General features: G+C 60.2%; 38 protein-coding genes and 1 pseudogene. 24 read left to right on the forward strand and 15 right to left on the reverse strand.

The window, feature by feature from the left end:
- Positions 1-110: 110 nt before the first annotated feature.
- Positions 111-269: a hypothetical protein gene (locus SynM161_RS07740; protein ID WP_170950551.1), complete on the forward strand. Its 159-nt coding sequence runs from the start codon at positions 111-113 to the stop codon at positions 267-269.
- A 333-nt stretch (positions 270-602) separates the two neighbouring features.
- Here the strand turns inward: SynM161_RS07740 and SynM161_RS07745 are convergent, their stop codons facing one another.
- Together SynM161_RS07745 and SynM161_RS12110 are read right to left on the reverse strand one after the other, a co-directional pair.
- Entirely contained in the window at positions 603-920 is a 318-nt protein-coding gene (locus SynM161_RS07745) for a hypothetical protein (protein WP_255441744.1), read from the reverse strand.
- A 75-nt stretch (positions 921-995) separates the two neighbouring features.
- A complete protein-coding gene (locus SynM161_RS12110; RefSeq protein ID WP_006850800.1) occupies positions 996-1,121 on the reverse strand; it encodes a hypothetical protein in 126 nt (41 codons plus the stop codon).
- Positions 1,122-1,349: 228 nt separating this feature from the next.
- On the opposite strand from SynM161_RS12110, the gene SynM161_RS07750 reads away from it, so the two are divergent.
- From SynM161_RS07750 to SynM161_RS07775, 7 genes are all read left to right on the forward strand, one after another.
- Positions 1,350-1,601, forward strand: coding sequence for a hypothetical protein (locus tag SynM161_RS07750; RefSeq protein WP_115161805.1), 252 nt, complete (start codon positions 1,350-1,352; stop codon positions 1,599-1,601).
- Positions 1,602-2,042: 441 nt separating this feature from the next.
- Positions 2,043-2,294 (forward strand): hypothetical protein, encoded by a 252-nt coding sequence (locus SynM161_RS07755; protein ID WP_186540709.1) that lies wholly within the window; start codon positions 2,043-2,045, stop codon positions 2,292-2,294.
- Positions 2,294-2,485 (forward strand): hypothetical protein, encoded by a 192-nt coding sequence (locus SynM161_RS07760; RefSeq protein ID WP_186540718.1) that lies wholly within the window; start codon positions 2,294-2,296, stop codon positions 2,483-2,485. The genes SynM161_RS07755 and SynM161_RS07760 overlap by 1 nt, the downstream gene beginning before the upstream one ends.
- 8 nt (positions 2,486-2,493) lie before the next feature.
- Positions 2,494-2,745, forward strand: coding sequence for a hypothetical protein (locus SynM161_RS07765; RefSeq protein ID WP_186540720.1), 252 nt, complete (start codon positions 2,494-2,496; stop codon positions 2,743-2,745).
- Between the two features lie 71 nt (positions 2,746-2,816).
- Complete coding sequence (locus SynM161_RS12115) at positions 2,817-2,939, forward strand: hypothetical protein (RefSeq protein ID WP_255441745.1); 123 nt, start codon at positions 2,817-2,819, stop codon at positions 2,937-2,939.
- A 122-nt stretch (positions 2,940-3,061) separates the two neighbouring features.
- Positions 3,062-3,979, forward strand: coding sequence for a histone deacetylase (locus SynM161_RS07770; protein WP_186540722.1), 918 nt, complete (start codon positions 3,062-3,064; stop codon positions 3,977-3,979).
- On the forward strand, positions 3,976-4,578 hold the full coding sequence (locus SynM161_RS07775) for a pyridoxamine 5'-phosphate oxidase family protein (protein ID WP_186540723.1): 603 nt from the start codon (positions 3,976-3,978) through the stop codon (positions 4,576-4,578). Before SynM161_RS07770 ends, SynM161_RS07775 begins: the two co-directional genes overlap by 4 nt.
- On the opposite strand, the gene SynM161_RS07780 is transcribed toward SynM161_RS07775, so the two are convergent.
- The 3 genes from SynM161_RS07780 to SynM161_RS07790 all read right to left on the reverse strand — a co-directional run bounded on the left by SynM161_RS07780 (position 4,579) and on the right by SynM161_RS07790 (position 6,878).
- Entirely contained in the window at positions 4,579-4,926 is a 348-nt protein-coding gene (locus tag SynM161_RS07780) for a hypothetical protein (RefSeq protein ID WP_255441746.1), read from the reverse strand.
- Positions 4,927-4,969: 43 nt separating this feature from the next.
- Positions 4,970-5,971, reverse strand: coding sequence for a hypothetical protein (locus SynM161_RS07785; protein ID WP_255441747.1), 1,002 nt, complete (start codon positions 5,969-5,971; stop codon positions 4,970-4,972).
- 406 nt (positions 5,972-6,377) lie between these two features.
- Positions 6,378-6,878, reverse strand: coding sequence for a hypothetical protein (locus tag SynM161_RS07790; protein WP_186540727.1), 501 nt, complete (start codon positions 6,876-6,878; stop codon positions 6,378-6,380).
- Between the two features lie 67 nt (positions 6,879-6,945).
- On the opposite strand from SynM161_RS07790, the gene SynM161_RS07795 reads away from it, so the two are divergent.
- A complete protein-coding gene (locus tag SynM161_RS07795) occupies positions 6,946-7,659 on the forward strand; it encodes a putative 2OG-Fe(II) oxygenase (RefSeq protein ID WP_186540729.1) in 714 nt (237 codons plus the stop codon).
- 42 nt (positions 7,660-7,701) lie between these two features.
- Entirely contained in the window at positions 7,702-7,953 is a 252-nt protein-coding gene (locus SynM161_RS07800; protein WP_114987861.1) for a hypothetical protein, read from the forward strand.
- A gap of 36 nt (positions 7,954-7,989) precedes the next feature.
- Here the strand turns inward: SynM161_RS07800 and SynM161_RS07805 are convergent, their stop codons facing one another.
- Together SynM161_RS07805 and SynM161_RS07810 are read right to left on the reverse strand one after the other, a co-directional pair.
- Positions 7,990-8,223, reverse strand: coding sequence for a TIGR02450 family Trp-rich protein (locus SynM161_RS07805; protein ID WP_186493537.1), 234 nt, complete (start codon positions 8,221-8,223; stop codon positions 7,990-7,992).
- Positions 8,223-8,489, reverse strand: a complete 267-nt coding sequence (locus tag SynM161_RS07810) for a DUF3764 family protein (protein WP_114987863.1) — start codon at positions 8,487-8,489, stop codon at positions 8,223-8,225. Before SynM161_RS07810 ends, SynM161_RS07805 begins: the two co-directional genes overlap by 1 nt.
- A 146-nt stretch (positions 8,490-8,635) precedes the next feature.
- Here SynM161_RS07810 and SynM161_RS07815 point away from each other — a divergent pair, with 146 nt between their 5' ends.
- Positions 8,636-9,091, forward strand: a complete 456-nt coding sequence (locus tag SynM161_RS07815) for a Fur family transcriptional regulator (protein WP_006851655.1) — start codon at positions 8,636-8,638, stop codon at positions 9,089-9,091.
- Between the two features lie 15 nt (positions 9,092-9,106).
- On the opposite strand, the gene SynM161_RS07820 is transcribed toward SynM161_RS07815, so the two are convergent.
- The 5 genes from SynM161_RS07820 to stpA form a co-directional block, all read right to left on the reverse strand.
- Complete coding sequence (locus SynM161_RS07820) at positions 9,107-9,307, reverse strand: hypothetical protein (RefSeq protein ID WP_186540731.1); 201 nt, start codon at positions 9,305-9,307, stop codon at positions 9,107-9,109.
- 104 nt (positions 9,308-9,411) lie between these two features.
- Complete coding sequence (locus tag SynM161_RS07825; protein WP_186540733.1) at positions 9,412-9,807, reverse strand: hypothetical protein; 396 nt, start codon at positions 9,805-9,807, stop codon at positions 9,412-9,414.
- A 3-nt stretch (positions 9,808-9,810) separates the two neighbouring features.
- A complete protein-coding gene (locus tag SynM161_RS07830) occupies positions 9,811-10,026 on the reverse strand; it encodes a DUF3721 domain-containing protein (protein ID WP_255441748.1) in 216 nt (71 codons plus the stop codon).
- A gap of 48 nt (positions 10,027-10,074) precedes the next feature.
- Complete coding sequence (gene arsS / locus SynM161_RS07835; protein ID WP_186540735.1) at positions 10,075-11,028, reverse strand: arsenosugar biosynthesis radical SAM (seleno)protein ArsS; 954 nt, start codon at positions 11,026-11,028, stop codon at positions 10,075-10,077.
- Between the two features lie 236 nt (positions 11,029-11,264).
- Positions 11,265-12,473 (reverse strand): glucosylglycerol 3-phosphatase, encoded by a 1,209-nt coding sequence (gene stpA, locus SynM161_RS07840; protein ID WP_186540737.1) that lies wholly within the window; start codon positions 12,471-12,473, stop codon positions 11,265-11,267.
- Between the two features lie 180 nt (positions 12,474-12,653).
- Here stpA and SynM161_RS07845 point away from each other — a divergent pair, with 180 nt between their 5' ends.
- Positions 12,654-13,958 carry a Rieske 2Fe-2S domain-containing protein gene (locus SynM161_RS07845; protein ID WP_186542614.1) on the forward strand — a complete coding sequence of 435 codons (1,305 nt, stop codon included), beginning with the start codon at positions 12,654-12,656 and terminating at the stop codon, positions 13,956-13,958.
- Here the strand turns inward: SynM161_RS07845 and SynM161_RS07850 are convergent, their stop codons facing one another.
- Positions 13,959-14,291, reverse strand: a complete 333-nt coding sequence (locus SynM161_RS07850; protein ID WP_370593042.1) for a hypothetical protein — start codon at positions 14,289-14,291, stop codon at positions 13,959-13,961.
- A gap of 406 nt (positions 14,292-14,697) precedes the next feature.
- Here SynM161_RS07850 and SynM161_RS12225 point away from each other — a divergent pair.
- The 9 genes and pseudogenes from SynM161_RS12225 to SynM161_RS07890 form a co-directional block, all read left to right on the forward strand.
- Positions 14,698-14,862: pseudogene (locus SynM161_RS12225) on the forward strand (glutathione S-transferase family protein); the annotation flags it as partial.
- Entirely contained in the window at positions 14,842-15,195 is a 354-nt protein-coding gene (locus tag SynM161_RS12230) for a glutathione S-transferase family protein (protein ID WP_370593139.1), read from the forward strand. The pseudogene SynM161_RS12225 and the gene SynM161_RS12230, both read left to right, overlap by 21 nt.
- A 145-nt stretch (positions 15,196-15,340) precedes the next feature.
- On the forward strand, positions 15,341-16,855 hold the full coding sequence (locus SynM161_RS07860; RefSeq protein ID WP_186540739.1) for a hypothetical protein: 1,515 nt from the start codon (positions 15,341-15,343) through the stop codon (positions 16,853-16,855).
- An 82-nt stretch (positions 16,856-16,937) separates the two neighbouring features.
- Entirely contained in the window at positions 16,938-18,056 is a 1,119-nt protein-coding gene (locus tag SynM161_RS07865; RefSeq protein WP_255441750.1) for a phosphotransferase enzyme family protein, read from the forward strand.
- 1 nt (position 18,057) lies between these two features.
- Positions 18,058-18,633: a DOMON-like domain-containing protein gene (locus tag SynM161_RS07870; protein ID WP_186540743.1), complete on the forward strand. Its 576-nt coding sequence runs from the start codon at positions 18,058-18,060 to the stop codon at positions 18,631-18,633.
- Positions 18,634-18,672: 39 nt separating this feature from the next.
- On the forward strand, positions 18,673-19,662 hold the full coding sequence (locus tag SynM161_RS07875) for a lytic transglycosylase domain-containing protein (RefSeq protein WP_186540745.1): 990 nt from the start codon (positions 18,673-18,675) through the stop codon (positions 19,660-19,662).
- A 43-nt stretch (positions 19,663-19,705) separates the two neighbouring features.
- Positions 19,706-20,377: a hypothetical protein gene (locus SynM161_RS07880; RefSeq protein ID WP_186540747.1), complete on the forward strand. Its 672-nt coding sequence runs from the start codon at positions 19,706-19,708 to the stop codon at positions 20,375-20,377.
- Positions 20,378-20,405: 28 nt separating this feature from the next.
- A complete protein-coding gene (locus SynM161_RS07885; protein WP_186540749.1) occupies positions 20,406-21,731 on the forward strand; it encodes an O-acetylhomoserine aminocarboxypropyltransferase/cysteine synthase family protein in 1,326 nt (441 codons plus the stop codon).
- A gap of 17 nt (positions 21,732-21,748) precedes the next feature.
- On the forward strand, positions 21,749-22,642 hold the full coding sequence (locus tag SynM161_RS07890) for a homoserine O-succinyltransferase (RefSeq protein WP_186540751.1): 894 nt from the start codon (positions 21,749-21,751) through the stop codon (positions 22,640-22,642).
- Positions 22,643-22,668: 26 nt separating this feature from the next.
- On the opposite strand, the gene SynM161_RS07895 is transcribed toward SynM161_RS07890, so the two are convergent.
- The gene (locus SynM161_RS07895; protein ID WP_115081774.1) at positions 22,669-22,986 is read right to left on the reverse strand and encodes a hypothetical protein; all 318 of its coding nucleotides are present in this window, start codon (positions 22,984-22,986) and stop codon (positions 22,669-22,671) included.
- A 59-nt stretch (positions 22,987-23,045) separates the two neighbouring features.
- On the opposite strand from SynM161_RS07895, the gene SynM161_RS07900 reads away from it, so the two are divergent.
- The gene (locus SynM161_RS07900; protein WP_186540753.1) at positions 23,046-23,630 is read left to right on the forward strand and encodes an alpha-ketoglutarate-dependent dioxygenase AlkB; all 585 of its coding nucleotides are present in this window, start codon (positions 23,046-23,048) and stop codon (positions 23,628-23,630) included.
- On the opposite strand, the gene SynM161_RS07905 is transcribed toward SynM161_RS07900, so the two are convergent.
- Entirely contained in the window at positions 23,621-24,535 is a 915-nt protein-coding gene (locus tag SynM161_RS07905) for an AEC family transporter (RefSeq protein WP_186540755.1), read from the reverse strand. The two genes, SynM161_RS07900 and SynM161_RS07905, sit on opposite strands and share 10 nt — an antisense overlap.
- 471 nt (positions 24,536-25,006) lie before the next feature.
- Between SynM161_RS07905 and SynM161_RS07910 the strand changes: the two genes are divergently transcribed.
- Positions 25,007-25,396, forward strand: a complete 390-nt coding sequence (locus SynM161_RS07910; RefSeq protein WP_186497474.1) for an AbrB family transcriptional regulator — start codon at positions 25,007-25,009, stop codon at positions 25,394-25,396.
- Complete coding sequence (locus SynM161_RS07915) at positions 25,386-25,787, forward strand: hypothetical protein (protein WP_186540757.1); 402 nt, start codon at positions 25,386-25,388, stop codon at positions 25,785-25,787. Before SynM161_RS07910 ends, SynM161_RS07915 begins: the two co-directional genes overlap by 11 nt.
- Positions 25,788-25,803 lie beyond the last annotated feature (16 nt).

The following is a 25,803-nucleotide window of genomic DNA, read 5'->3' on the forward strand; positions in this document are numbered from 1 at the left end:
CCTCACCCCATTGGCCGTCGCCAAGCCCTGAAAGATCAAATTTTTTTGGGTTGAAACGCTTGATATTGCAGGCGTTTTGCGATAAAAAGTTATGAATCGGTTATGAAGAGATGAAGACAAGCACCGCCCATTCACGCCTCGAGTCCCTCCAGCTCGCCGCTGAAGAGTGCCTGACCCGCGATGAAGCTCAGAAGATCCTGAGGAAGGCAGACAAGGCCCACGCCAAGCTCGAGTCGTCCGCAGCCCCCTTCCACCGCCCCAAGAACTGACAGGCACCTCAAGCCAGCAGCAGACGAAGAAATAAACCCTCTTACTCATGAACTGTAGTGTGCCCATCCACTCCAACGCCCATCAAGTCAACGCAGGATGGCTGTGCCGCCCTTGATAGGCCCTTGATTCGTGGGCTGGATTGGCGTCACTCCTTTCCATCAACAGAACGGTGGCCGTCCTGTTGATCTGTTGAGCTGCCGAGAAAACACTGAAGGGTGCAGATCGATCGTGGGCGATCTGCTTCCATGCCATCCGGATCTCTCCAGAACCGGAACCCAGATCAATCAGGAAAGACGGAGATGACTTGAAGCCTCTACAACGAATCTCTTCGCCTATCCCATGTCGAGCAGATAGTGCATGACAGCAACCCGATGGGACACAGCAATGCCCTCGGGGGAGTCGGGACCGATCAACACCTCGGGAACACCATGAATACGCGTGAGAGGTTTGATCTCGTAGGCCGTTCCCTCGGGAGCACCGTTACCGCGACTGCGGTCCCAGATCCCACTAGCGTCACCCTTGTAATGCCCCGCCACGTGCGAGAGGTGCGCATAGAAGTTGGGCCCCATGCGACAGACCACGATCGCCAGACAGGCATCGAAATCGTCGGACGAGAGCACATTGCCCATCACGAACGGCACGTTCGTCAACCCCGAGAACCATGTCCTCGAGAGCTGTTTCACCCGTCAATTGCCAGCAGCGGATGGTGACAGCGTTGTGTTGGCTCACTTTCTACGGGTGAGATCACCGAAATCATCGTCGTTGGGCTGCAGAAATTGCCAAACGACAGGAACGGTGAGGGCGACCGTCAGGCCAATGGTGACCCAGATCGCTGTTGTGTAGTCACCCATGCCATGTCCACCAATCTTGCGGACCTTAACCAGTCCGGGCTGAAGAAGCAGCGAAAACGCCAGTCACACCTGGACATCCCACCACCACAACCTGGTCATCCTTCACAAGGCCACTGCTATCACACTTCATTCGGGGAACGAGACACCCCGCACACACGGACCGAGAGTCCTTCATGAGTCCAGCACGCCTCATCATGGGATAATTAAGCAATCCTTAAGGGCTGCCCAATGGGTCACTTCGCTAAGCAGCTCAGCGCGCAGGAGATCAAGCAGGGCTACGCCCTGCTCAACCTGATGGAACATCTCGACCGCGAGATGGACCTGCTCAATCAGCAGCGCATCCGCGTTGGGCCAACAACCCAGGAAGGACAGCGACTCACCCAGATCAAGCAGAGCCATCTGCGCAAACTGCAGAGCTGCATCAGCGAACTGAACACCAGTGGCTTCAACGACTGGTTGCTGCACCAACAGCCTGCCTGACCCTTGAATGGGGCTGAGCCATCCCGGGTGAGACAACCCCTTGCCGCTTCCGGTCGTTTACCACCCGCATTACTCCGCGCCGCTGCCGAGCACCCATCGCTTTCCGATGGCTCTTGAAGTCACAAACCCTGTTATGACAGTCGATCTCAGGGAAGAGTCCTTCGAGAAATCACAACGCAAATAACAACGCATGGGCACAACTCAATTCTGCGTTTAAGGGGTGAAGCCGCTCAGCGAATGCTGCATTCAAGAAACCAAAAACTGGCTGTGAAGACACAGGAGTCCCACACGTCAAGCATTGACTGCAGCTTTGTTTTGTCAAACCCATCCATTTGCGATGGGATACAACAACGTTCAAATAGGCAGGAAGCGAGGTAATGAGAGGTAGGTAGGCAGCTTGAGGAATTACCCCTAGAACCAGTTCAGCCTTAACCAGCCTCAATGAAGTTCAACGTCGAGAAGGGTCTGATCGGGGCAGCTGTCCTCGGTGCTCTTGTCCTGTTGGCACCCATGGCCAAGCAGTCGAAGGAGTTCGTGAACTGCGTGAAGAATGCAGAGACCGGGATCGTCAACCTGTCTGGCGTTGAGTTCACCGACGTAGATGGTGAGGGTGGCTTCATCGAGCGCCCCGTGGCTGTCCACTGGTGCAATGGCGGCGACATCAGTAAGTACCTCCAGCTGGTGGGTCAGTGATGAAGGTGACGGTCAACTGGAAGCGTGATGGGCTTGTGGTTTGGAGACCGGTCAAGGCACTGCTGTTTGCAGACAAGAAGGCCTTCTATTGGATCAAGGAGAAGCTCGGTCTGTCTGAGTACCAAATGGCTGCCTTGGTTTGGATAAAAGGGCTCATCGTTGGCCTGCTGCTCGCCTTCTTCATGTTCTGACGATGTCGATGAAAGCTCTGCTCACTGCTGTCCTTCTCCTTACTTCTGCTGCACCTGCTGCATTGGCTCAGAAGGAGATCCCAAAAGCTGAGGGCCATGACCAGTGCCCTCTGGGTTACGTGAACACCCTCGGCACTACCTGCGTCTCCCCGATCTATTACGAGGTCGCTCCCACCAACGGCAAAGCCTGCAAGGAGGGGTGGATGAACATCAGCGCTGGCTACTGCAAGAAGAAGAAAGGTCCTCTCGGAATCCTGTGATCAACCCGGAGCCTGCCTTGAAACCTCTGCTTGCCGTGCTGGTACTTGCTTCAGCTGTTGCCGCGCCAGTCTTGGCTGAGGAGTCGAGCACGTTTAAGGAGCATCTCCTTTACTGCGAAGAGTTGGTGGAGCTCGACGATGACTTCACCGTCTTCCGTCAGTACTTCGAGGCCTGCATAACTGCCTCGTATTGATGAGAGATGGGCATGGAGCTCGTTCAGCGGACTGAACACCAGTGGCTTCAACAACTGGTTGCTGCACCAGCAGCCTGCCTGACCCTTGAATAGGGCTGAGCCATCCCGGGTGAGACAACCCTTTGCCACTTCCGGTCGTTTACCACCCGCACTACTCCGCGCCGCTGCCGAGCACCCATCGCTTTCCGATGGCGAAATTCCGGCTGCTGTATCAACTCCTGCTGGAGCAGGGAGTCGTTCAAGCCGACGAGGTGCATCGGCCCTTGAGCATCGCCCGCAGAGATCTGGAGAGCGTCCATCCCCGCAAATATCACGAAGCCTTCAGCCGTGATCACCTGACCCGACCGGAGCAACGTCGCATCGGGCTTCCGGCCACGCGGCCTTTGGTGCAGCGCACCTGGCTTGCCGTGGGCGGCACCCTGTTAACGGCACGACTGGCTCTCCAGCGGGGCTTGGCCTCTCATCTGGCGGGCGGCACCCACCACGCCCACCCCGGCTTCGGGAGTGGCTTCTGCATCTTCAACGACTGTGCTGTCGCCGCTCGGGTGTTGCTGGGAACAGGGGAGGTGCGGCGAATTCTGATCGTGGATCTCGATGTGCACCAAGGGGATGGTTCAGCGGCCTGCTTTCAAAACGACCCCAGGGTGACCACCCTTTCGGTGCACGCCGCCAGCAATTTCCCCTTGCGCAAAGTGGAGGGGGATATCGACATCCCCCTCGCCGACGGCACCAACGACGACGACTATCTCGCTGCCATTGCTGACCGGTTGCCCGATGCCTTGGACAGCATCGCCCCGGACTTGGTGCTCTACAACGCGGGCGTCGACCCCCATCGCGATGATCGGCTCGGCCGCCTCGCCCTCAGCGATGCGGGATTAAACATGCGCGATCGCCTCGTGCTCGATGCCTGTCTGCGCCGCAGGATTCCTACCGCAACAGTGATCGGCGGCGGCTACGACGCCCTCGCTCCCCTGGTGCAGCGCCACGCCATCGTGGTGCGTGCTGCTGCCGAGCAGGCTCGCTTGTTCAACCTTCCATGACTGAGGGAATCTCTGGGGCCATCACTGAGCCCATCACTGGGGCCATCCCCCCTTGGAGACCTCTGCTGCGCGCGGCCATGCAGCGGGAGGGACGCTCCGTTGCCGCCCGCTGGGTGCAACTGGCCACAACAGGACGCGATGGCGCACCCCGGGTGCGAACCCTCGTGTTCCGCGGCTGGGCCGGTGCAGACCAGCTCGAACTGTTCAGCGATCAGCGCAGCGAGAAGGTGACGGAACTCGCCAACGATGGAGCCGCTGAACTGTGCTGGTTGTTCCCCAAAGCTCGCCAGCAGTACCGCCTGCGGGGAAAGGTGACGTTGATCACAGCCACCGAACAACCTGAGCTCTGCCAGCAGCGCTGGCAAAATCTCTCCGACACAGGACGAGCCGTCTGGGGCTGGCCCACCCCGGCGGATCCGCTGGACTCCACCGCGGCCTTCCCCGATCAACTGGCTGAAACTGCACCGCTGCCAGAGCATTTTGTGGTGCTGAGGCTGCAGGTGATCAGCGTTGAGCGGCTCAACCTCGGCCCCCATCCCCATCAACGCACGCGTTGGAACGCGGACACGCTCTGGCAAGAGCAACCGCTGAACCCCTGATCACCACCATCGCTCAACGCGACCAACCGACGGACGGCCCGGTTCACTGGGCACCGTCACCACCGACAGCCGCTGCAGGTCTCGGCGGTAATCAAAGCGGCAGAAGCCAACGCCCGTGCCGGAACAGGCCGAAAGGCTCTCGAGCGCCACAGAGGCCCAGCGCCGTTCCTGAGGCGTTGGCTTTTTTTCCGGCGCTGGACGCCAGCCATCGGCAATCAGGTGGCGATTCGCCTCGAGGATGGTTTGCCTGGCGCTGAGCTGCGGCTCAGGTCTGGCCAAGGCAGACCCGCCTACCAACCAGGGCAGCAACAGCGACAAGACAAAACAACGGGCCATGGAGAGGCTCATCCCTCTCTGACCTAGCCATGGATCGGAGCGCTGACCACAGGGGTCAGCCTGCGGTGAGCTGAGCGAGGGGCTGGATGCTGAGGGCGATCACCACACTCACCACAACGCCAACGGCGGCTTTCCAGAGATCCGTGCCGATGACCTTGGCCAGACTTCCCCCCTCCCTGTTGGTGAACGGCAGATCTGATGTTTGTTGCTTGATCCGCAAGGCCAACTCACGGCCTCCGATCAGCCCCAGAAACACCCAAGTGGTGCTGAGGGGGAAGCTGGAGAGGAAGGCCTTGTAGAGCAGGCAAAGACCGAACAACAAATCAATCAGCGTGGCCGAACGCAAATCGGAGCTGTTGGTCTTGGTGCGGAGCACGGCCTGGATCGGCCCTCCACCGGTGGCCACCAGAACACAGAGGCCCACGCAGAGCACCAGCGTGCAGATGAGCATCGGAACGAAGTCCAACTGGCGCGGCAGGAACACAAAAATGTTGGCCAGGTCCTGCACCAGCCACATGCACCAGAGAAAGCCGGTGGAGAACCACTGCAGGCCGTACCAAACCTTGCTGGGGTCTTTGCCGTCCTGGGAACGACAGAACACCCAGCGCTCCAGCGACCACAACCCAAGGCCATAGGCCGCCAGACCCACGCCGAAGGCGAGGCCATACCCCGTCAGCGAGCTGCTGAGCAGCGTGCCGATGTTGGCTGGCATGAACGATGACAACACCAGAAACGAGGTGCTCACCGGTGCTCCCCACTGGGTCAAGGCCACAACAGCGAGCGGTGGAATCACATAGACCCAGGTGAACGGCTCGGGCCAAGGAAACTCCTTGCCAGGCACATTGAGGCGGCCCCAAGTGGGATCACCGTTGTTGAGGAACCAGCCCAACAGCAGCACTCCACAGGTGACCGTGCAGATGAACAGCATCTGCACGGGCTTCGGCGTGCGTTTCAGGTTGGAGGAGAGATAGGTGCCGAGGGTCTGCAGCGAGTCGTTCGCCACCACGGAATAGGCCGCCAGCAGGAATCCGACGAGCATCCAGATGCTGACGTCCATGAATCCGATCAAGCCGATGATTTGCCTTCCTTGTAAAGAGCTCTAGGAGGAACGTCGGTGCTCCAGGCAACTCGGACGTGTCGTGATCAAGGAATGTTGTGTGGTCGACGGTGATGCACCACCGGAGCGATTCGACCACGAACGTACGTTGTCGTACGGATCGGTGTTTAGGGATACACACTCAAATGTCTTAAGAACGAACGGATTTGACCTCAGCCAAAGCCGAAGCCAAATCGCAGTTCCCGTCGGGCATCGCTCGGCCCGGCTTCCAAGCCCCTTAGCGGCTTGGCCCACGCATCATGAGCCGAAAAGAACGAGATTGCAGGGATGTCGGCAACGATTTTTCGACATTCACAAATTCCGTTCGAGACCGAATTTGGGACAGCTGCACATCAAGGCTCTCCCATCAGTTCACCACCTTCAGGCTGCGAATCCCAGTGGCCTTGACCCAACTGGCGAGCGCATCGATATCAGCCCGCTCGGGAATGCAGATGCAACCCGTGCCGGGGTAACAGCGGTGGATGCCCAGTGCACTTCTGGTGGTGTCGAAGCGCGGGGTCAGGTCAAACCAGAGATCATTCCCCCACGGTTCCGGACGCCCCAGGCTGTACTCACCAGCGGGCAAAGGGGCTGCATTGCCGGGGCTCCAGCGACGATCAGCACTCTGACGCCGGGCCACACCACTGGCCGCTGGCCAGCTGGCCAACAAGCGCAAGCCTCGATGCAGTTCAACCTTCCAGATGCGGTTGCCGTCCGGGAACAGCTCGGCCGTGCGACGGGTGCTGAGCTGCAGTGGGCCGCCCTGCAGCAGCGCTGTTGTGGGCCCCTGTTGCCCAGGGAGATCAGCGGCCGTTGCAGCGACGCAACTCCCCAGCAGCACAGGCACCAGAAGGACGTGGCGCAGCATCAGGATCGTCATGAACGGTGCACCCACTTTGGGGCTGCCACGATGGCCTGCAGCAGACCAAGCCTTGGTGGACGTTCTCGATCTGTTTCCCCGCTCCATCCTTCGGGGCACCCTTCCGGATCCTCTGCTCCAACAGCTGACTGCGCTGAGCGAAAGCGTGCTCGCCCATCCCGAGTCCAGCCCCGATGCATCAGCGAAGCTGGCGGGTCAACTGCGTCAGCAGCGCGAACTGAGACCTGATCAACCCAGCGTGCAGGAGCTCAGCAACAACCACCTGCTGCCGGCATGTGATCGCTGGATCCGCCATGTGATGGACCGTCAGCCTCCCCAGGGTCGCGGCCCCTGGGTTCCCGGTCGTTACCGCCTGCAGATGATTAATCTCTGGCTCAATTGCCAGACCGCCGGTGATTACAACCCCACCCACACCCATGGCGGCAGCTTCTCCGGAGTGATCTTTCTGAAGGTCCCACCGCAGATCAACTCCAACAGTTTTGATGGCCAACTCTGCTTCCACGGCCCGGAAGACTGGCACATTCAATCGTTCCGCACCGGCATGGCGCACTATGTGCTGCCTGTGCCCGGTGAGTTCTATGTGTTTCCGGCCTGGCAACCCCATTCGGTGATGCCCTTCCGCGGGGACGGGGAACGCTGGTCGCTGGCATTCAATGTGGTGGCGGCCCCCGGTGTTCCACCCACAGCGATGCAGCAGCCCGCCGCCCAGCAACAACCCCTGGGCAACGTTTCGCTCTCGAGTCAGCGACCCACGGCCAAAGGATTCTGAGGGGAACTGTCAGAGTCGTCAGATTGCATCTGTTCAGGATTCATGGGTGACTCCGCGCCGCTCCAGCAGGCCAAAGCGATCGCAGCGGCGCTGGAGCAGTTGGCCGACCAGCTGCGCCCTGAGGTGATTCGTGCAGCACGACTGGATGACGACGGACGCCGCGACCTCGACCGGATCGAATACGCCCTCGGGACCATCGGCAAGGCCTTGATCCTGACGGACTATTCCATCGACGAAGAGAAGGACATCGACAAACTCAAGGCCTTCCGCGAGTCGCAGAAGGGAATGGGCTGAATTCAGATGCTGCTCCAGCGCAGCACCCGGTGTGGATCACTGCGTTGAAGAATCCTCATCGCTCTCCGGAATGGACTGCCAGCCGCTGCTCCAGCGGGTTGGATCCTTGAGCTCACTCCAGAGCACCCGCTCGCGATGAGACGGAGCCAGCACAGCCGCCAACTCAACCCATCGCAGAGGGCCACGCCCGCCTTGCGTGATCAGCTCGAAATGGCGGTAACCGGCCACCGGGCGTTGGCTGGTCCAGGCCCGGGCAGGACGCCAGGCCATCAGCTGGCGACGAACACCTGACTCACGGTGCTCTCAATCACGTGCCCCGAAGCCGCGATCATGTCGGTGTTGTCAGCGATGAATTGCTCCATCACCCCGGGAGCGGCTTGCATCACCGCGCAGACCTTGCTGGGGTCGTCCTTGCTGACACCCCGGTAGAGCGAGGTGATGCCAGCGATTTTCTGAAGCGGCAGGGATGCGTCATAGGTGGCGACCCATTCGGCAAATGACTTGGTGATGGTGAAGGTGAGGACGTGGGTTTCCATCGACCAGAACAACAGTGTCGGCGGACGCTATCACCAACGTTCATCGTCCTCATCGGCGACCGTTGGGATCCGACGAGGGGCCTGATCCTGAGGGCGAGACATCACTCTCATTAAGGCCTACTCTTGAGAATGAGCGAGGAGAAGCTATGACATCGTCCTCCGCGCCTGCCGCAACGGACATCACCCTGCAGCAGGGGCTGCATCAGGACGGTCGCCGTCTGACCCCGCAGCGCAAACGGGTTCTTGAGCTGTTCGAGCGCTGTGGGTCCGGCTGCCACCTCAGTGCCGAAGAGGTGCACCAGCAGCTGGCGGCCCTTGAGATGAAGGTGTCTCTGGCAACGGTGTATCGCACCCTGCGCCTGCTGGCCGATATGGGTCTGCTCCAGGAACTGGAGCTCAGCGAAGGGGGTCGACGCTTCGAGCTTGCCGTTGACGATCACCGCCAACATCACCATGTGGTGTGCATCCGCTGCGGCCGCACCGAGGAATTCGAAAGTGAACCCGTGCTGGCAGCAGGAGCTGCCGCCGCTGCCCATGTTGGTTTTCAGTTGATTGAGTCGAGCCTGAACGTGCGTGCGATTTGCCCCAAATGTCAGGGATAGATCGCATCACCGGAATCATTCGGCACGAAATTCCTTGTCGTAGAGATCAGCCACCAGAAGCTCGATCAGCTGAACGGACACCAGTTCCTTTTCGCGTCTCAACGTGTTCAGCAAGATCTGAACCTGGCGGTGATGGATCAATGACACTTCACCCATCTCCAACCATCGGGCACTCAGCAGGGTTTGAAGACGTTGGCGTGGCGACGATGGTGACATCAGATGCGCCCTGTTTCACACACTGAAGCCAGCAGCACAGCCTCTGAAAAGGCGTGAGCAACAGAAGTCTTCCGAAGCTTTTGTGAAGCGGAAGCGCGGGCTGCTTACTGAGGATGCTCGTTGCAGGGCATCCAGTAGCTATCGCCCATGCGATGCACACCCTCACAACCCAATTGGCGCGCCTGTCGCTCCGCCTCTTCGCGACTGGGATAGGCCACATAGCGGGGATTGGTGGTGGAGCGGATCTGAATCAAGCCCATGCTCATCGGGCCGGCGGTGATCACCCCCATGGTGTTGACACCAACCGCCACCAATCCCATCCCGACGATGGCGGCATTGATCACGCCCATCGCCACCACACCAATCGAAACCACACCCATCGGCACGACACCGATGCAGATCACCCCCATCGGCACAATGCCGATGGAGATGGTGCCGAGGGGAGCAACGCCGATCGCGATCCGCTTCGGCTTGCTGCCGCAATGCCCGCCTTCAGTCATGGATCAGTGGGCTCCCTGGTGATCCGCATCACCGTGCTTGTCACAGACCATCCACATCTCGCCCATCTGGTGAGCCCCGGCGCAGCCAAAACCTGGGGCCGCCGCCTCAGCTTCAGCCTGCGTTTTGAACATCGCCTGCTTGGGCTTGCCGTGGGATCCGGCCATGGCCGTTGTTGCCGTGAGCATCAACGCGGCGACAGCAAAACAGATGCGTTGCAACGGGATGGCCTCTTCACAGATCCACCCACTATGCCCATAACGCGCTGATCAGCCCTGAAGCGCCCCGCCACAACTTGAGCCGGCGCCAGCGGTGCAGCCGAAACAATGCGGGGCCGTATGGATGGGCTGATCCAGCGGAACGGCCTCAAGCTGGATCAGATCACGAAGGTGACGCACCTCACCGGGGCAGGGCAGGCCGAGCTGCTGGTTGAAATCACAGTCGTAGAGATGGCCCTGCCAATCCACACTGATCAGCTGACGGCACATCACAGCCCCCAGATTGTCAGGGTTGTGCGCATCCTCAAGAAGGGTCTGATAACGCTGCAAATCGCCACTGCGTTCCAGTTGCTTGGCGAAACGTTGGATGGGCATGTTCGCCAACGTGAGCAGACGATCGAAACGGATTCCCAACCCGCCCAACACCTCCTTGTAATCCGCCTCCAAGGCTTGCTGGGGAGGAGGCAGCACCGGACCCAGCGGGTTGTAGACGAGATCCAACTGCCGGTTTGGATCACCCGTTCCATAGCCCAGGGCATTGAGCTGGCGCAGTCCGCTGATGCTGCGCTCAAACACGCCATCGCCCCTCTGTTGGTCAACATTCTCGGCGCTGTAACAGGGCAGGGAGGCAGTGATGCAAACGCCCTGCTCCGCCAGGAATTCAGCCAGATCGTCCTGGCCGGGTTCGCTGAGGATCGTGAGATTGCAGCGGTCAATCACGGTGGTGCCGCGTGAACGTGCCTGGCGCACCAACGCGCGAAAACCCGGGTGCAACTCCGGAGCTCCCCCCGTGAGATCGAGGCAGGAAATGGAATGCCGTTCAAGGATCTGCGGAATCAACGCCAGCAGATCCGCACTCATCATTTCGGTGCGGGTGGGCCCTGCATTGACATGGCAGTGGGCACAACTCTGGTTGCAGCGGTAGCCAAGATTGACCTGCAACGTTGTGAGCTGTCCGCGCTTCAGGGGCGGGAAAACGGTCTCAACAACAGCCACCGGCTCCACGCGGATGAGGCTGATTCTTCCAGACAGATCACTGATGTGAAAAAAACAGGCGGTTCGCCCCTTTCATACCAATGGGTTTCGGTCTTCTCAGATTCGAGAAACCCCCACAAAAACCCCCACGCTGGCGCTTAAAACTCGTTTGTCCGGTTGTGATCAGGCTTGCTGAACCTCAGAGTTCTTCCAGACAGAACATGTCCTGGCGAAAGAAACGGATGCTCCCGCTGCTGCGCAGCTGATCAACCCACCCGGCGACGCTCAGAAAGCTGACGGAACCAGGCGATGTACTGCTCCGGGCCATCGGGCATGAGCGTGTCAATCCGCAGGGGATCCTCCGGATCAGTGATGCCTCGCAAAGTCCCATCGGCATGGCTGGGGCGATCCACCTCTCCATGGCTGCTGTCAACAAGGACAACGCGATTGGATCGACCGCACCAGGCACCGAGGTCCTGCAGCAGGTTGAGGAAACCGCGATCACTCCCACCCCGTAACCAGCCCGTGCCATCACCCGATGCCGTGGATGTGACCGTGTCTCCCACACCCACCAGCAACGGCATCCGTTCCGCGGGGATGCGCTGCTGCACCAACGCCAACAGCGCTTCGGGATCGTGGGGAGCCGTTCGCACATTGAACGTCTCACCCAAGGGAGATTCACCCCAACGGCACTGGATGTGCTGATTGAGCAGCACCAGAAGGCCGGCCTCCTTGATGGAGCCGGTGAGCATGAATTGAATGTCGGTGGTTCCCACATCACCTGCCGCAGCGGGCTTGATCCGTTCCTGACCTTGCGCATCACGACCCAGGTTGGGAGCCACATGCAGGAAAAACGATTCCTCCAGGCCCTGGCCTGCAGCCTCAGCAAGCAACTGATGCATCAGCTCCGAGAGCATCGTCTGCAGGGCCTGCTGAGTGCTGACATCAGCGGGGACAAATTCAAAAATCCCGTTGAGATTGATGGTGGGTGACACCTGGGTGTCCAACACCGCGGCTTTGGCCACCTCGGCCAGATCATCCACACCCAGCTGCGGCAGCAGGCCGGGCAATCGCTCCATCAATAGAGCTTCCATTCGGGTGGGGGCTGCAGCGAGGAACGCCATTTCCGCCGGCGAGACCCCGGGGTGGCTCAAGTCGCCAAAGCGATCCTGCAGCTGCACCCCTCCAGCCGCCAGGCCTGGCAAATAACGGCCCTCATGTCTAGGGAGATCGGAATTTCCCAGGGCCTGCTCCACGAGGCGGTTCACCCCGCGCCGCCCTTCATGCTCACCGTTGGTCAACACAGCGAATTGACCATCCAGAGCGGCGACCGCATCCACATAGGACGGGTCCATGCGCCGCGTCAGTGGATCCTTCACCAGTTGCATGCAGACGCCGTCCAGGTCCTGCACGATCAGCAGATCCTCAGCACCGGTGAGTTCCTGCAGCAACTGGTCGGGCGTCAAACGGGGCATGAAGGTTCAGGGGAGGTCGCTGCAGCCGACGGAACAGCGGTGCACTTTTATCGGGCAACTGATTAGTGCCAAACCCGTAAGAAGTCCAGTGGGGGGAGGCAGTCAGAAGCACGGATGACAAGCGAAACACCGCAGCCAAGCCATCCGGCCAGCGAACATGACGGCCTTGATGCTCCTGCCATGCACCCCACCTGGACCGAACAGTGGTGGCCGATCAGTTATGTGCAGGACCTCGACCCCAATCAGCCGAGCCGGTTCACACTGCTGGAACGGGATCTGGTGATCTGGTGGGATCGCGCCGCATCGAGCTGGCGGGTCTTCCCGGATGTCTGCCCCCATCGTTTGGTGCCCCTCAGCGAAGGGCGGATCAACGAGGAAGGGCTACTGGAATGCCCCTATCACGGCTGGAGTTTCGACGGCGGCGGCCAGTGCCAGCGCGTGCCGCAGGCTCTTGAGAACACCCAGCCCAACAACCGTCGATCCCGCTGCGCCAGCCTTCCCACAGCCACGGGGCAGGGGCTGCTGTTCGTGTGGATGGGGGCCCCCGACGCCGCGGACCCCAGTCAGCTCCCCCTGGTGCCAGCCCTGGGGGAGAACCCCGACAGCTGGACGGTGCAGGACACCTTCCGGGATCTGCCGATGGATGCCGTGACCCTGCTGGAGAACGTGCTGGATGTGAGCCACGTTCCCTTCACCCACCACAAGACCGTCGGCAAACGGGAGAACGCCGCGCCGGTGGAAGCTTCCATCACGGGGGAAGACGCCGGCGGCTTCACGGCCCACTGGGAGGAGGGGCCGCGTCGGGGCAAACTCGGCGCCCAATCCACCACCTTTCATGCCCCGCAGCTGATGTGGCATGACCTCACCGCCAAGGGCTTCGGGCGAATTCTCACGGTGGTCTACGCCGTTCCGATTCGCCGCGGCGAGTGCCGCCTCTTCGCCCGCTTCCCCTTCCAGTTCCAATCCGCCGTCCCCCGGCTGTTGATCGGATTAAGACCCCGCTGGTTGCAACACATCGGCAATCACAAGGTGCTGGAAGACGATCAGGTGTTCCTGCACTGGCAGGAGCGGGTGCTGGAGCGAGCCGGCGGCAGCCCCGCCGTGGAACGCAGTTTTTTCATGCCCACAACGGCAGACGTCTACGTGGCGGCGCTGCATCGCTGGTTGAACGCCAACGGCGGCGAGCCCTTTGCAGGACAACCCCTACCTCCACGGCAAAGCACCACGGCGCTGATGGATCGATACAACAGCCACACCATCCATTGCCGCAGCTGCTCGTCGGCGCTGAAGCGGATTCGTGCGGCACGCCCCTGGGCCTGGGCCCTGCTCTGGGGATCCGCCGTGCTTGTGGGCATCCAGCAGGGCAGCGGCTGGAGCAGCACCGGCTTGGTCACTGCCGCACTGTCGGCCCTGGCACTGCGGCAACTCCACCGCTGGGAGCAGGGGCTGACCATTGGCAGCGGCGCGGCCCCCCGCAACCGCTGATCAGAGCCCCGGAACAGGAAGCAAGGTCGGCTTCACCTTGCCCTGGATATCGACCTTGCCGCCGATGGTGACTTTGTTGTCGACAGACACGTCTGCCCGTACCGCAAGCGGGTCTTCAGCTGTGACGGACACATCTCCTTCAATCGCCAGGGGTGCAGCGCCACCAATGGTGACCTGCTCCTGCACCACGACCGGCAAAGGGGTATCGCAGCGGATGGTGACACTGGGCGGAAGCACCAACTTGTCGACCTGCAATCCGCCCTTGATCGCGATGGGAATGGGCCGACTCAACAGCTTGGCGGCCGTGACCGCCAGTACCAGGCTGGACAACACAACCGCTGCAGGCCAGCGCTACGCCATCAGCAGATCACGGCTGGTCACAGGCCTACAGGCAATGGTTTGAGCGCATTACAGCGTGTTTGAACCGGTCCTGCCCGTGATAACGCCCGCCCAGCCCCATCAGGCCGCTGTCGACCAGATGTTTTTTGCTTGTACGCCGACGCAAAGGATTGACATGTCACATGTCCAGCACAACGGGATCCCCATCAATGCGTCCAACAAGGCATCCAACAAGGAAGGCAACATTGATATCAAACCCGACCAGAGCTTGCACCACGCAACAACGACACCGGTCAATCCCAAGAGATAAAATGGATGAAATTAAAGACCAGGGATGACGCTTTATCTCTACGGAGGCCCCAAGACCCGTGTTTCGATGCCGAAATAGTACTTAGCAGAAAAAGGAATTTCTTACGAATACGTCAACATTGACCTGGCAGCTCGTCAAAACCTTGCAGCGAGCTATCTGGAAGTGAATCCTTTCGGCAAATTGCCCGCCCTCAAAGACGACACCAATGGCTTGGTGCTGTTTGAGTCAGGCGCCATTCTTCAGTATTTATCTGAGAATTACGCCAACGAAGTCCATGACGCCGCAACACGTGCTTCGATCAGCCAGTGGATTCTTTTTGCAAACTCGACTTTAGCGATCGTCTTGTTCGTTCCCTCAAATAAGGAACGGGAGTTTCCCCGACTGATGGCAACCCTGAATGATATCTACACCAAGAAACAGTTTTTAGTGGGGGATGCCTGGACCGCAGCAGACTGCGCCGTCAATGCATACCTCGGCTATCTCCCCATTTTCTATCCCAACGAAGATCTCTCGGCTTATCCCGAAATCCAAGCTCTCAATGAGCGAACACGATCCAACCCGAATTACAGAGCAATCATGGGGCTTTGAATCATTTAATTGCCGTTGAATTTTCACGTTCTGCTTGTATTTAACTTTCTGCCCTGCTCGATGCTTCCAACTCCGCATCACCCAAGGGACTGGCGTCTGTCTGCTGTGAGCAGTCCTATCTGGAACGCTGCTTAGTCTTGCCGGCATGCGCAATTCCTTCTTCGATCAGAGCCTCGACGCCGGCGCAATCCGTCGTCGCGTGCAGGAGCTCTCGACCGGCAAGGTGGGGTTCTACAGCGTCGGGCTTTATCCAGCTTCGCTGGCCTACAACTGCGCCATGCAGAACGCCAAAGGGCGTCTGCTGCTGGCCCCTCGCCCCGGCCGGGACCTCCTGGGAGCCTTCCCCCAGGAGACGATTGCAACGATGGACGATGAGCACGTGGAGACCGTGCTCAACATGGGCGGCCAGCGCATCGGAGGTGAGCTGGTTGCCAACACCCTGAGCGATCTGATCCAGCGCTGCGAGCTTGTGGTGCTCAGCGCCAACAGCAATCACATCGAAGAAGACCTCCAGGAAGCCTGCCGCCTGCGCAAGGAGCTCCATCGGGAGCAGGTGGTTCTGGCCTGCCTGGCGGGATCCTTCAGCCATGACCCGATCAGCAACAGCGCCTATGTGCTGTGCGAACAACAACCCGAGCTCGCCTTCTTCTCCGGCTTCCATCGCCATGGGGCTCTGCGCAACCCCTTCGACAGCTTCACCGCCAATTTCTGCCATCCCAATGCCCTGACGGCCATGTTGGGGGCTCAACTGATGGATCAACTGTCCCCGAACATCCAGGTCTCCGCCGGTGTTCACAACGTGGAGGGGCAGTTCATCAAGGCCGCCAAAAACATGGCCTCGGTGTTCGCCGGTTTCGGCTACGGCTTCCATCAGGAAAATCCCGGGATATTGCCAACGCTGCTGACCCTGCTGCTGAACCAGTGCCTGGACCAGGCGGCCACCGTTTCGATGGCACGCCCCGACCGTCAACGGCTGTACCACCGGCAGCCCTTTCCGCTCACGGAACTGGGCTACGCCGTCCCCAGGATTGAATCCACCCTGGTGCGCGATGGCGACTTTGAGCGGGTGCGTGACCACACCTTCAGCCAACTCACGGCAATGGTGGCCGATGTGCGCGGCAGCATGATGCTGCCGGTCTCCGGAAGCCCCACCCGCAACTTCCAGGCCGGGCAAGTGATGGCCGAGGCGATGCGCGATCAAGGCCGCTGCCCCCATTCCATGGAGGAATTGGAGCAGTGGTGTGAAGCCGCAGGCCTGCGCAAGGGTGGACTGGAGGGGCTCAAATCCCTGCGGTACTGGCCTCAGATCGCCCGCAAGTACGCCATCCCAGCCAACGACGCCTCGATGGTGAACCTGCTGTACATGGCAATTTACGGGCGGGCAGGCGTGAAGGAGACCGCCTACCGGGTGATGACGGAAAGCCGTGAACTCTCCAGTTACTGCCAGGAATCCGTGCGGCCCAGCCACAGCCGTCGCTACGCCGAGGCACTTCAGAACCTCGATGTTCCCAAAGCCCTCGAGCTGGTGGTGAATGCCGTGATTGCCGACAACGCCAATCAGGCCATGGGCAGCAAGATGGCCCTGAACGAGAACGGTGAGACCGGGGCACCGGCCTACCTGGAGCTCATGGATGTGATCGAAAGCCAGCTCGATGCCTGAGTCGGCTGTGGTTCTGCACACCTGAACGGGGCAAGGCACCGGAAGAACGGCAAGGTGCCATGTGAGACCCATGCGACCGTTCATGACCGAGGCCCTGGAAGCCATCGCCGATCGCTTCCATCCTCGCGAGGGGATCAAAGCCATCCGTTCCCTTGGTTCGGGCAACGTCAACGAAACGTTCCTCGTGACCCACGAGGGACAGGACGGCGCGTTCGTCATGCAACGCCTGAACACAAACGTGTTTGATCGGCCTGACCTGGTGATGCAGAACCTGCAGGCCCTGGGCGACCACATGGAACGCCGTCTCGCCTCTCCACCACCACAATTGAAGGGGCGGCGCTGGGAAGTGCCCAGGGTGGTTCCCTGTCGGCGAGAGGCCTCCCCCTGGATCGAACAGAACGGAGAGTTCTGGCGCTCGATCACGTACATCGGCGCAGCAACCACCAGCGATGTCATCCGGGACAGTGCCCATGCCCAGGAAGTGGGCTACGGGCTGGGAATGTTCCACCACCTGATCAGCGATCTGCCCATCAATCAACTGGCGGACATCCTCGAGAATTTCCACGTCACGCCGGCCTACCTCCAACACTTCGATGCGGTCGCCAAAGCCACAGACCGCCTTGGTCCTGCCGAACGTGACGCCTGCGCGTTCATCGAGGCACGTCGTCAGGGCATCGATGTGCTGGAAGCAGCGCTCAGCCGCGGTGAACTCCATCACCGCCCCATCCATGGGGACCCCAAGATCAACAACGTGATGATCGATGAGGCCAGCGGCCAGGCGATCGGTCTGATCGATCTGGACACCGTCAAACCGGGGCTTGTTCACTACGACATCGGTGACTGTGTGCGCTCCTGCTGCAATCCAGCCGGAGAGGAAACCCTCTGCCTCGACGATGTGAACTTCGACATGGAGCTCTGTGAGGCGATCCTCACGGGCTATCTCTCCGTTGCTGGTGGGTTCCTGAGTGACTGGGACCTGCACTATCTGCCCCACTGCATCCGCCTGATCCCCCTGGAGCTTGGCCTGCGCTTTCTCACGGATCACCTGGAGGGCGATGTGTATTTCCGCTGCGATCGACCTGGGCACAACCTGCAACGGGCCCTGGTGCAGTTCCGACTTACCGAAGCGGTGGAGCAGCAGTTCAACGCCCTGGAGCAACTGGTTGCGCGGCTGAAGCAGCAGCCAAGTCCAAACCTCTGAGATGGCGCGTTCTGCCGTGATGCTGCGTCAGGCCTGCCGCCTGATTCCCTTTGAACGGTCCATTCCAGCGGGGGTCCAGATCAGCGCGGAACTGGTGTGGAGGCGCGAGGGTTGGCTGGAACTCAGCTACGGGGTTCTGGCCCGTGCGGCCAAGGGCATTGGCGTCCTGAAGCTGCCGGCAGGGCTGAACGATGGGCCCCAACAGGGGCAGCGCAAAGATGAGCTCTGGACCACCACCTGCTTCGAAGCCTTCATCGCTGCCCCCGGGGAGCAGCGTTACTGGGAAGTGAATCTGGCTGCCAATGGCGATTGGGCGCTCTATCGCTTCGATGGCTATCGCAGTGGACAAACGCAGCAGGAACTGAGCACACCCCCAACGGTGCGGCTGCAACGTGGGTTGCACCAACTGCGGCTCGACGCCCGTATTGCATTGGAGCCCTGGTGGACACCAGACGTCTGCCCAGACCTGGCACTGACAGCCGTGATTGACCGTGGACAGGAGGGGCTGAGCCATTGGGCCCTCCGCCACGGCCCCAAGGCCGACTTTCACGACCGCAGCACCTTTCTTGCCGCCTGAACCGCACCGGTAGGGTCAACACAGCGCCCCTGCCCCACCATGCGCAGCCGCAATGTGCTTGTTGTCTCAGCCATCACGGCAAGCCTGCTGAGCGGGCTGTGGCTGAGACCAAAACAGCCGCAGGCCGCAGCCGAAGCGGTTGTTTCCAAGCAAGCTGTCACCAAGCCAGGGGGGAAATCACCTGTGCTGCTTCCTGCCCAGGCCAGCCAACCGAAAACCAAAGATGGCCGGCAGTACCCCCTTGTGCCCGCTGATCCAGCCGAGCTGGCAACACTGCTGGCGGCCGTTGAACAGGCGCTGAGGGATCCCGCCACAGCGGCCGAGGCCCTGCCCGATCTCGGCCACCAACAACAGGTGATCTACCGGGTCTTGTCGACGGACCAACCCAGATCTCAGCAGGTCGTTGACGCGTTACCCCCGCGCTGGCGCAGCGTGGCGGAACGCCACCTGGCAGCACGGCGTGAATTCGTTCGCATGAGCCGCGGCCGTGGACCGACGATGCTCCCCGCCTGGCGGATCATCCAGCCCGAACCAGCGGCGAAGCTGCTCAGCTATTACCGCAAGGCCGAGGCAGCGACAGGAATCGAATGGGAGGTTCTGGCGGCCGTGAACCTCGTGGAAACCGGAATGGGACGCATCGATGGCATCTCCGTAGCCAATGCCCAGGGCCCGATGCAGTTCCTGCCCACCACCTGGGCCGAACCCGGTATTGGCGCCGGGAACATCCGCGATCCCCACGACGCCATCCAGGCAGCAGCGCGTTACCTGGTGAGGCGGGGCGGACTGCAGGACATTCGCCGCGGCCTCTGGGGCTACAACAACAGCGATTACTACGGCCGCGCCGTGCTGCTCTATGCCTCACTGATGAAGGAGAACCCTGCGGCCTACACCGGCCTGTATCACTGGGAGATCCACTTCAACGCAGCGGCCGGTGATCTTTGGCTGCCGGTGGGTTACAACCAACCGCAGCGCATCACGGTTGAGCAGCATCTGCAGGCCAACCCAGCCAGCAGATCACCAAACGGGTGAGCATCGACACCTACGCTGATACCTGGCGTGATCCAGGAAGCGGGTGTCCAAGGAAACCTCCCATCGCGGTGATGAACTGAAGGGTCTCGGCTGGTCCGAGGCGGATGTGGCTCGCTACGTCGAGCTGTGGGAATACCGGCAGCGCTGGGGGGCCATGAATTTGGAACGGGAGGATCGCCTGTTCCTGCGCAAAGCCGAAAAAGCTCTGCCGGCGATTGTGACCGGACGGGCCGCCGCCAAGAAATCAATCAAAGACAAGACCTACTACCGCTGGCTGCGCTTCCATCTCGATGCGATGACCGAAGCCGAGGCGGGGATGGGCCTTGGCGACGGTGAGCGAGGAGCATGGCCGGTGCTGCTGGAGGCTGAACTCCGTTTGCTCGACCATTACGAGCCCGTGCTCGGCTTGCCCGACACGTTGAAAGCCAAAGCCCTCAGCCCTGTGCGTGAAAAGCTCACGGCCCAAGTGGCTGCTCTCGGCAACACCAAGGCCTACGACTTCCAGGCGCCCCTGATTGCGCTGAAAGCAGAAGACAGCAGCAACCGCTGGAAGCATCTGCGCGAGGTGGATGCAAGTGATCGCACTTATCCCCTGCTCAGCGCCGATGGCGTGGATGGATTCCGCAGCGAAGCGCACCGCGATATTCAAGAGGTGATCCGCAACACATTCCCTTCTTTGGCGGAAACCGACAAACCCGAGCTCTCTGACGACTAGAACTGGGGCAGTGGCCCCGCCGAAGACCATGTCTCACCGCTTCGAGACCCTGCAGCTACACGCCGGGCAGTCCCCGGATAGTGCAACCAACGCGCGGGCGGTTCCCATCTATCAGACCAGCTCCTACGTCTTCAATGACGCCGAACACGGAGCCAACCTCTTCGGTCTGAAGGAATTCGGGAACATCTACACCCGCCTGATGAACCCCACCACCGACGTGTTTGAAAAACGCGTCGCCGCCCTTGAAGGCGGGGTGGCCGCACTGGCGACAGCCTCAGGCCAGTCGGCTCAGTTCCTGGCGATCACCAACTGCATGCAGGCGGGAGACAACTTCGTTTCAACCTCTTACCTGTACGGCGGCACTTACAACCAGTTCAAGGTGCAGTTCCCTCGCTTGGGAATCGACGTGCGCTTTGCCGAAGGCGACGACGTCGCGAGCTTTGCAGTGCAAATCGACGACAACACCAAGGCGCTCTACGTGGAAGCGATGGGAAATCCCCGCTTCAACATCCCCGACTTTGAGGGTCTTTCAGCGCTTGCCAAAGAGAAAGGTATCCCCTTAATCGTCGACAACACCCTGGGAGCCTGTGGAGCTCTGCTGCGACCAATTGACCACGGCGCTGATGTGGTCGTTGAAAGTGCGACCAAGTGGATCGGGGGCCACGGCACCAGCCTGGGGGGCGTGATCGTGGACGCCGGCACCTTCAACTGGGGCAACGGCAAGTTCCCGTTGATGAGCCAGCCCAGCGCGGCTTATCACGGCTTGGTGCACTGGGATGCCTTTGGCTTCGGCAGTGACGTTTGCAAAATGCTTGGCTTGCCCGATGACCGCAACATCGCCTTCGCCCTGCGGGCCCGGGTGGAGGGCCTGCGGGATTGGGGGCCGGCCGTCAGTCCGTTCAACAGCTTCCTGCTGCTGCAGGGTCTGGAAACCCTGAGCCTGCGCGTTGAGCGCCACACCGAAAACGCCATGGCCCTGGCCACCTGGCTGCAGGACCATCCCGCCATCGCCCATGTGAGCTATCCCGGTCTGGCCAGTGATCCTTACAACGCTGCCGCGAAGAAATACCTGACAGGCCGTGGCATGGGATGCATGCTGATGTTCTCCCTCAACGGTGGCTACGACGATGCGGTTCGCTTCATCGACAGCCTCAAGCTGGCCAGCCACCTCGCCAACGTGGGCGATGCCAAAACGCTTGTGATTCACCCCGCGTCCACGACACACCAACAACTCAGTGAGGCGGAACAAGCTTCGGCTGGCGTAACCCCCACGATGGTGCGGGTCTCCGTGGGACTCGAGCACATCGACGACATCAAGGCCGACTTCGAACAGGCCCTCGCCGTTCTCAGCTGAATGACGTCCCAGCTTCCATGGCGCTGATCCTTCCTGGCAGTTACCACAAAATCGCAGAGGTTGAACGCAACCGGATTTCCTGGATTGAGCCCGAACAGGCTGAACGCCAGGACATCCGGCCCCTGCGGATCGGCATCTTGAACATCATGCCGCTGGGCAAGCAGTACGAGTTCAACCTGCTGCATCCGCTGGGCCTATCGGTGCTGCAGATCGAACCGATTTGGATTCGCCTCAACTCCCACGCCTACAAGAGTTGGGATCAGCACCATCTCGACCAGCTCTATGTGAGCTGGGATGAAGCCTTGTCCCAGGGTCCCCTGGATGGCTTGATCATCACCGGTGCCCCCGTGGAACACCTGCCCTTTGAACAGGTCAGTTACTGGAACGAACTGGTCCAGTTGATCGAGGAAGCGCGCAGCACCTGTGCCAGCACCCTCGGACTTTGCTGGGCCGGTTTCGCCCTCGCTTACCTTGCGGGCGTCGACAAGGTGGCCTTCCAGCAGAAGCTGTTCGGGATCTACCCGATGCGCAGCCTTGTCCCGGGGCATCCATTGATGGGAACTCAGGACGACCATTTCGTCTGCCCCCAGAGCCGTCATGCGGGACTGCCGGATGCCGCGATGGAAGCCGCCGAACGGGACGGACGTCTTCGCTTGCTCGCCCATGGCGAACAGGTGGGCTACACCATTTTCGAGACACCAGATCAGCGGCAGCTGATGCACCTCGGCCACCCCGAATACAACGTGGGGCGGATCCTCGGAGAAATGGAACGCGACCGAGCCCGCGGAGATGTTCCGCCGCCCGAAAATTTCGATGCGGCCCAACCCCAGACCCTCTGGCGCTCCCACCGGAACCTTCTGTTCCAGCAGTGGCTCTGGTTCTGCTATCAGCGGGTCAGCCTCAAAGCCTGATCAGGCTTGGTTGCAGCAACACCCCCTTAGCTGTGTCGTTTCGGAGTGGGTTCCAGATTGGCCGAAGGCTCCTGAGCGACGGCCTCTGGACGCTCAGCGGATTTGCGATTGAGTTCCCGCTCCAGCGAGGCGATCCGTCTCTCGCGAAGGCAATGACGGCAGCCACCCAGGGTTTGAAGATGCTTTTCCGGTGTGATCGTGATCGGCTGAACCGGATGGGCGTTGCAACGGATTTGAACGGGGCTCTTGTAACTGCGCCAGCGGATCAAGCTGTAATCGAACTGATCACCAAAGCGCTGTACAGCACGCTTGAGGAATTCGTCTTGGGTGATTCGGGCTCCCATGCCACCGAATGTATGGGACAGTCTCGGGATCGAACCGACCTCGTCATCCGACGTCACGAATGACCATCCATCCAGCTGCAGCTGAAACGGACTGGTCCCTGCATGGGGGTTGGCTGAAGCCAGAACTTGCCAGGCACTGGCAAACACAGCTTGAACACCAGCTCCAGTGGGAGCAGCCCGTCGTTCAGGTCTATGGCAAGCGACACCCGGTCCCCCGACTGACGGTGTTTCTTGCCAATGAAGGAATTCACTACCGATACAGCGGTGCCATTCACACCGGTGATGGCTGGCCTGCATGGTTCAAGCCATTGCTGCAGCAGGTGAATCAAGCCTGTGAGACCAACTTCAACGGATGCCTGCTCAATTGGTATCGCCATGGCGATGACCGCATGGGTTGGCACGCCGATGACGAACCGGAAATTGATCAGCGGGCTCCGATTGCCTCCCTTTCACTCGGGGCGACGCGGGATTTTCAGCTCCGCCACCGCAGAACTGCTCACCTGAAAATGTCTCTGCCGTTGGCCGATGGTGACCTTCTGGTGATGCACCCGGGCTGTCAGAGCCGATGGATGCACAGTGTTCCTCAGCGGCGCAAAGTGCAGAGCCCCCGCATCAATCTCACCTTTCGCCGTTTTCAGAACTGAGAGCGCAGCAGCACGCCCCATGCAGGCGCAGTGATCAAGGCCAGCAACGTGCTCCAAAACACCAACCCGGCGGCCCGCTCCTGATCAGCACCCACAGATTCTGCGATGAGCAAAAGAGAGATTGCCGTCGGCGCGGCTCCTTGCAGAGCAACCGCCTGAACCATCAAAGGCTTGAACTGCAGCAGAGACGCCAGGAGCCCAAGCAACAACGGATAGAGAAGGAGTTTGGCCACCAGTGGCTTAATCAACTGCAGAGGACGTACCTCCGGCGCAATGCCCTGGCGATGAATGCTGCCCAGGCGCATGCCCACCACCATCAGAGCCAGCACGATCACGCAGCGTGAAGGCCACCACAGCGCATCGGCCACCGAAGCAGACCATGGGGTCGCCTGAACCAGCAACGCACCGATGAGTCCTCGGGTTGCCGGACTCCCAGCAACACTGCTGAGCAACCCTCGCAACCGCTGAGATCCATCGACCTGCCCCCCGATCAGCAGCGGTCCCAGGCTCCAGACCAGCAGTGTCGCCCCGAGGTCGTAGCCAATGCTGATGGGCAGAGCCTCGTCGGGCAGGAAAGCCAGGGCGAGAGGAACCCCGAAATAGGCCGTGTTTCCGGTGCAGCTACCAAGCCGCAGCGTGGGAGACGCCAGCTCAGCCAATCCTGGCAGGCGCGCGGCACCCACAAGAACAAGACCCATGGCAAACACCGCAAGGCCTGCGGCCTGCAACATGTAGCTGCTGAGGCCACCCTTCAACAGCAGGCCCATCACACTGATCGGCACACCGAACCTCACCAGCGGTGCGGCCAAGCGAGTGGACAGGGTTTCATGGCGACGACCAGCCCAGAACCCAATCAGAAGGGAGGGCACAAGCTCCAGCAAGAACCGAAGAATGAACACCTCCATCAGATCAATCGACCCTAGAAAGCTGTGGTGACTGATGCCTCAGCCCCAGGCTTAATCTGACTTTTGATTGGCCGCGTGGATTCAGCTGATGCAACCAGCTTCACGCCATCGCATCGTGCGCAGTGATCAATCAGAGGATCAGCTGACAAGGCTGCGCTTTGACAGCTACAACGCTGCCTACGATGAACTCGAGCGTTACTACGGGGATTTTTGCTGCTCTGATGATGATCGTGTCGAGTACACGATCGTTTCTGAACCCTCAGACAGTGCTGAGGTTTAAACCAATGAGGACGCCTCAACATCAGCCCGCAAGCTTCATCGCAGGAGAGCAGTCTCAAAAGCCAGACCACAGAGACGCATCCCTAGATACCCACCTTTCAAAGCACTGAGCCTTGGCAATATCGGCTTGATTGATTGACATCCAGCCAGCCAACCAGTTATGAACTATGTATCCATTGAGACGCATTTAAAATGCTGACCGGTTCCGATCTGCTTGCCAAGGTCAAAGAACTTGGAGATGTTTCCAAATCCGATCTGGTGAGAGCTTGCGGATACGTCTCTGACAAGAAAGATGGTGGCGATCGCCTGAATTTCACAGCGTTCTACGAGGCCCTGCTCGAGGCCAAGGGCGTGAATCTGAGCAGCGGTGGTGCTGCGATTGGCAAAGGTGGTCGCAAACTGAGCTACATCGCTAAAGTTCAGGGCAATGGCAATCTGCTGATCGGCAAGGCTTACACCGCCATGCTGAACCTCGAACCCGGCGACGAGTTCGAAATCAAGCTCGGCAAGAAAGCCATCCGTCTGATCCCTACGGGTGCAGCTGCGGAGCACAGCGAAGCTGCCGACCAGGTTGACGAGTGATCAACTGATCCATCATTCCAAGCTGAATCCCCTACAGCCCCTCCCTTACCTGGAGGGGCTTTTTTTTGCGCAACGAAGCAACCGAGGCCCTGAGGCAATCACACTGGGGCTGGCATCACAATTGTTGCTCGGTAATGTGAGCCGGATTGGCGCGACAGAGTTGAAATCCTTCAAGGCAACCGTCGCTTCGTTCCTGAGCAATACGTTTCTGTTGGGGGGCTCAGTCGCCCTGTCCATCCATGTCGTGCTGACCTTCTTTCGGATGCACGGACTGGCGCTGACCCTTGCTTTTGTGGCGTTTTGGCTGATCTGCGTGACGGCCTACTTCCGTTGGCAGGGCAAGCACAGCCGAAAGCCCACTGAGGCTTGGAGAGAACGACAATCGGCCTGAAGCAAGTCACACGGTT

Origin of the sequence: Synechococcus sp. M16.1 (genome assembly GCF_014279895.1) — a bacterium.
Taxonomy (GTDB): Bacteria; Cyanobacteriota; Cyanobacteriia; order PCC-6307; family Cyanobiaceae; genus Parasynechococcus.

Coding starts and splice junctions, on each gene's coding strand:
- SynM161_RS07780 (WP_255441746.1), bottom strand. CDS start 4,926: ATGAGCCTCTCCATGGCCCGTTGTTTTGTCTTGTCGCTGTTGCTGCCC.
- SynM161_RS07760 (WP_186540718.1), top strand. CDS start 2,294: ATGAAGGTGACGGTCAACTGGAAGCGTGATGGGCTTGTGGTTTGGAGA.
- SynM161_RS07825 (WP_186540733.1), bottom strand. CDS start 9,807: ATGACTGAAGGCGGGCATTGCGGCAGCAAGCCGAAGCGGATCGCGATC.
- SynM161_RS07790 (WP_186540727.1), bottom strand. CDS start 6,878: ATGCTGCGCCACGTCCTTCTGGTGCCTGTGCTGCTGGGGAGTTGCGTC.
- SynM161_RS07820 (WP_186540731.1), bottom strand. CDS start 9,307: ATGTCACCATCGTCGCCACGCCAACGTCTTCAAACCCTGCTGAGTGCC.
- SynM161_RS07785 (WP_255441747.1), bottom strand. CDS start 5,971: ATGGACGTCAGCATCTGGATGCTCGTCGGATTCCTGCTGGCGGCCTAT.
- SynM161_RS07875 (WP_186540745.1), top strand. CDS start 18,673: ATGCGCAGCCGCAATGTGCTTGTTGTCTCAGCCATCACGGCAAGCCTG.
- SynM161_RS07810 (WP_114987863.1), bottom strand. CDS start 8,489: ATGGAAACCCACGTCCTCACCTTCACCATCACCAAGTCATTTGCCGAA.
- SynM161_RS07860 (WP_186540739.1), top strand. CDS start 15,341: ATGCGCAATTCCTTCTTCGATCAGAGCCTCGACGCCGGCGCAATCCGT.
- SynM161_RS07910 (WP_186497474.1), top strand. CDS start 25,007: ATGCTGACCGGTTCCGATCTGCTTGCCAAGGTCAAAGAACTTGGAGAT.
- SynM161_RS07740 (WP_170950551.1), top strand. CDS start 111: ATGAAGACAAGCACCGCCCATTCACGCCTCGAGTCCCTCCAGCTCGCC.
- SynM161_RS07895 (WP_115081774.1), bottom strand. CDS start 22,986: ATGGGAGCCCGAATCACCCAAGACGAATTCCTCAAGCGTGCTGTACAG.
- SynM161_RS07890 (WP_186540751.1), top strand. CDS start 21,749: ATGGCGCTGATCCTTCCTGGCAGTTACCACAAAATCGCAGAGGTTGAA.
- SynM161_RS07800 (WP_114987861.1), top strand. CDS start 7,702: ATGGGTGACTCCGCGCCGCTCCAGCAGGCCAAAGCGATCGCAGCGGCG.
- SynM161_RS07905 (WP_186540755.1), bottom strand. CDS start 24,535: ATGGAGGTGTTCATTCTTCGGTTCTTGCTGGAGCTTGTGCCCTCCCTT.
- SynM161_RS07805 (WP_186493537.1), bottom strand. CDS start 8,223: ATGGCCTGGCGTCCTGCCCGGGCCTGGACCAGCCAACGCCCGGTGGCC.
- SynM161_RS07845 (WP_186542614.1), top strand. CDS start 12,654: ATGCACCCCACCTGGACCGAACAGTGGTGGCCGATCAGTTATGTGCAG.
- SynM161_RS07900 (WP_186540753.1), top strand. CDS start 23,046: ATGACCATCCATCCAGCTGCAGCTGAAACGGACTGGTCCCTGCATGGG.
- SynM161_RS07885 (WP_186540749.1), top strand. CDS start 20,406: ATGTCTCACCGCTTCGAGACCCTGCAGCTACACGCCGGGCAGTCCCCG.
- SynM161_RS07815 (WP_006851655.1), top strand. CDS start 8,636: ATGACATCGTCCTCCGCGCCTGCCGCAACGGACATCACCCTGCAGCAG.
- SynM161_RS07755 (WP_186540709.1), top strand. CDS start 2,043: ATGAAGTTCAACGTCGAGAAGGGTCTGATCGGGGCAGCTGTCCTCGGT.
- SynM161_RS07775 (WP_186540723.1), top strand. CDS start 3,976: ATGACTGAGGGAATCTCTGGGGCCATCACTGAGCCCATCACTGGGGCC.
- stpA (WP_186540737.1), bottom strand. CDS start 12,473: ATGCCCCGTTTGACGCCCGACCAGTTGCTGCAGGAACTCACCGGTGCT.
- SynM161_RS07865 (WP_255441750.1), top strand. CDS start 16,938: ATGACCGAGGCCCTGGAAGCCATCGCCGATCGCTTCCATCCTCGCGAG.
- SynM161_RS07765 (WP_186540720.1), top strand. CDS start 2,494: ATGAAAGCTCTGCTCACTGCTGTCCTTCTCCTTACTTCTGCTGCACCT.
- SynM161_RS07870 (WP_186540743.1), top strand. CDS start 18,058: ATGGCGCGTTCTGCCGTGATGCTGCGTCAGGCCTGCCGCCTGATTCCC.
- SynM161_RS07750 (WP_115161805.1), top strand. CDS start 1,350: ATGGGTCACTTCGCTAAGCAGCTCAGCGCGCAGGAGATCAAGCAGGGC.
- SynM161_RS12110 (WP_006850800.1), bottom strand. CDS start 1,121: ATGGGTGACTACACAACAGCGATCTGGGTCACCATTGGCCTGACGGTC.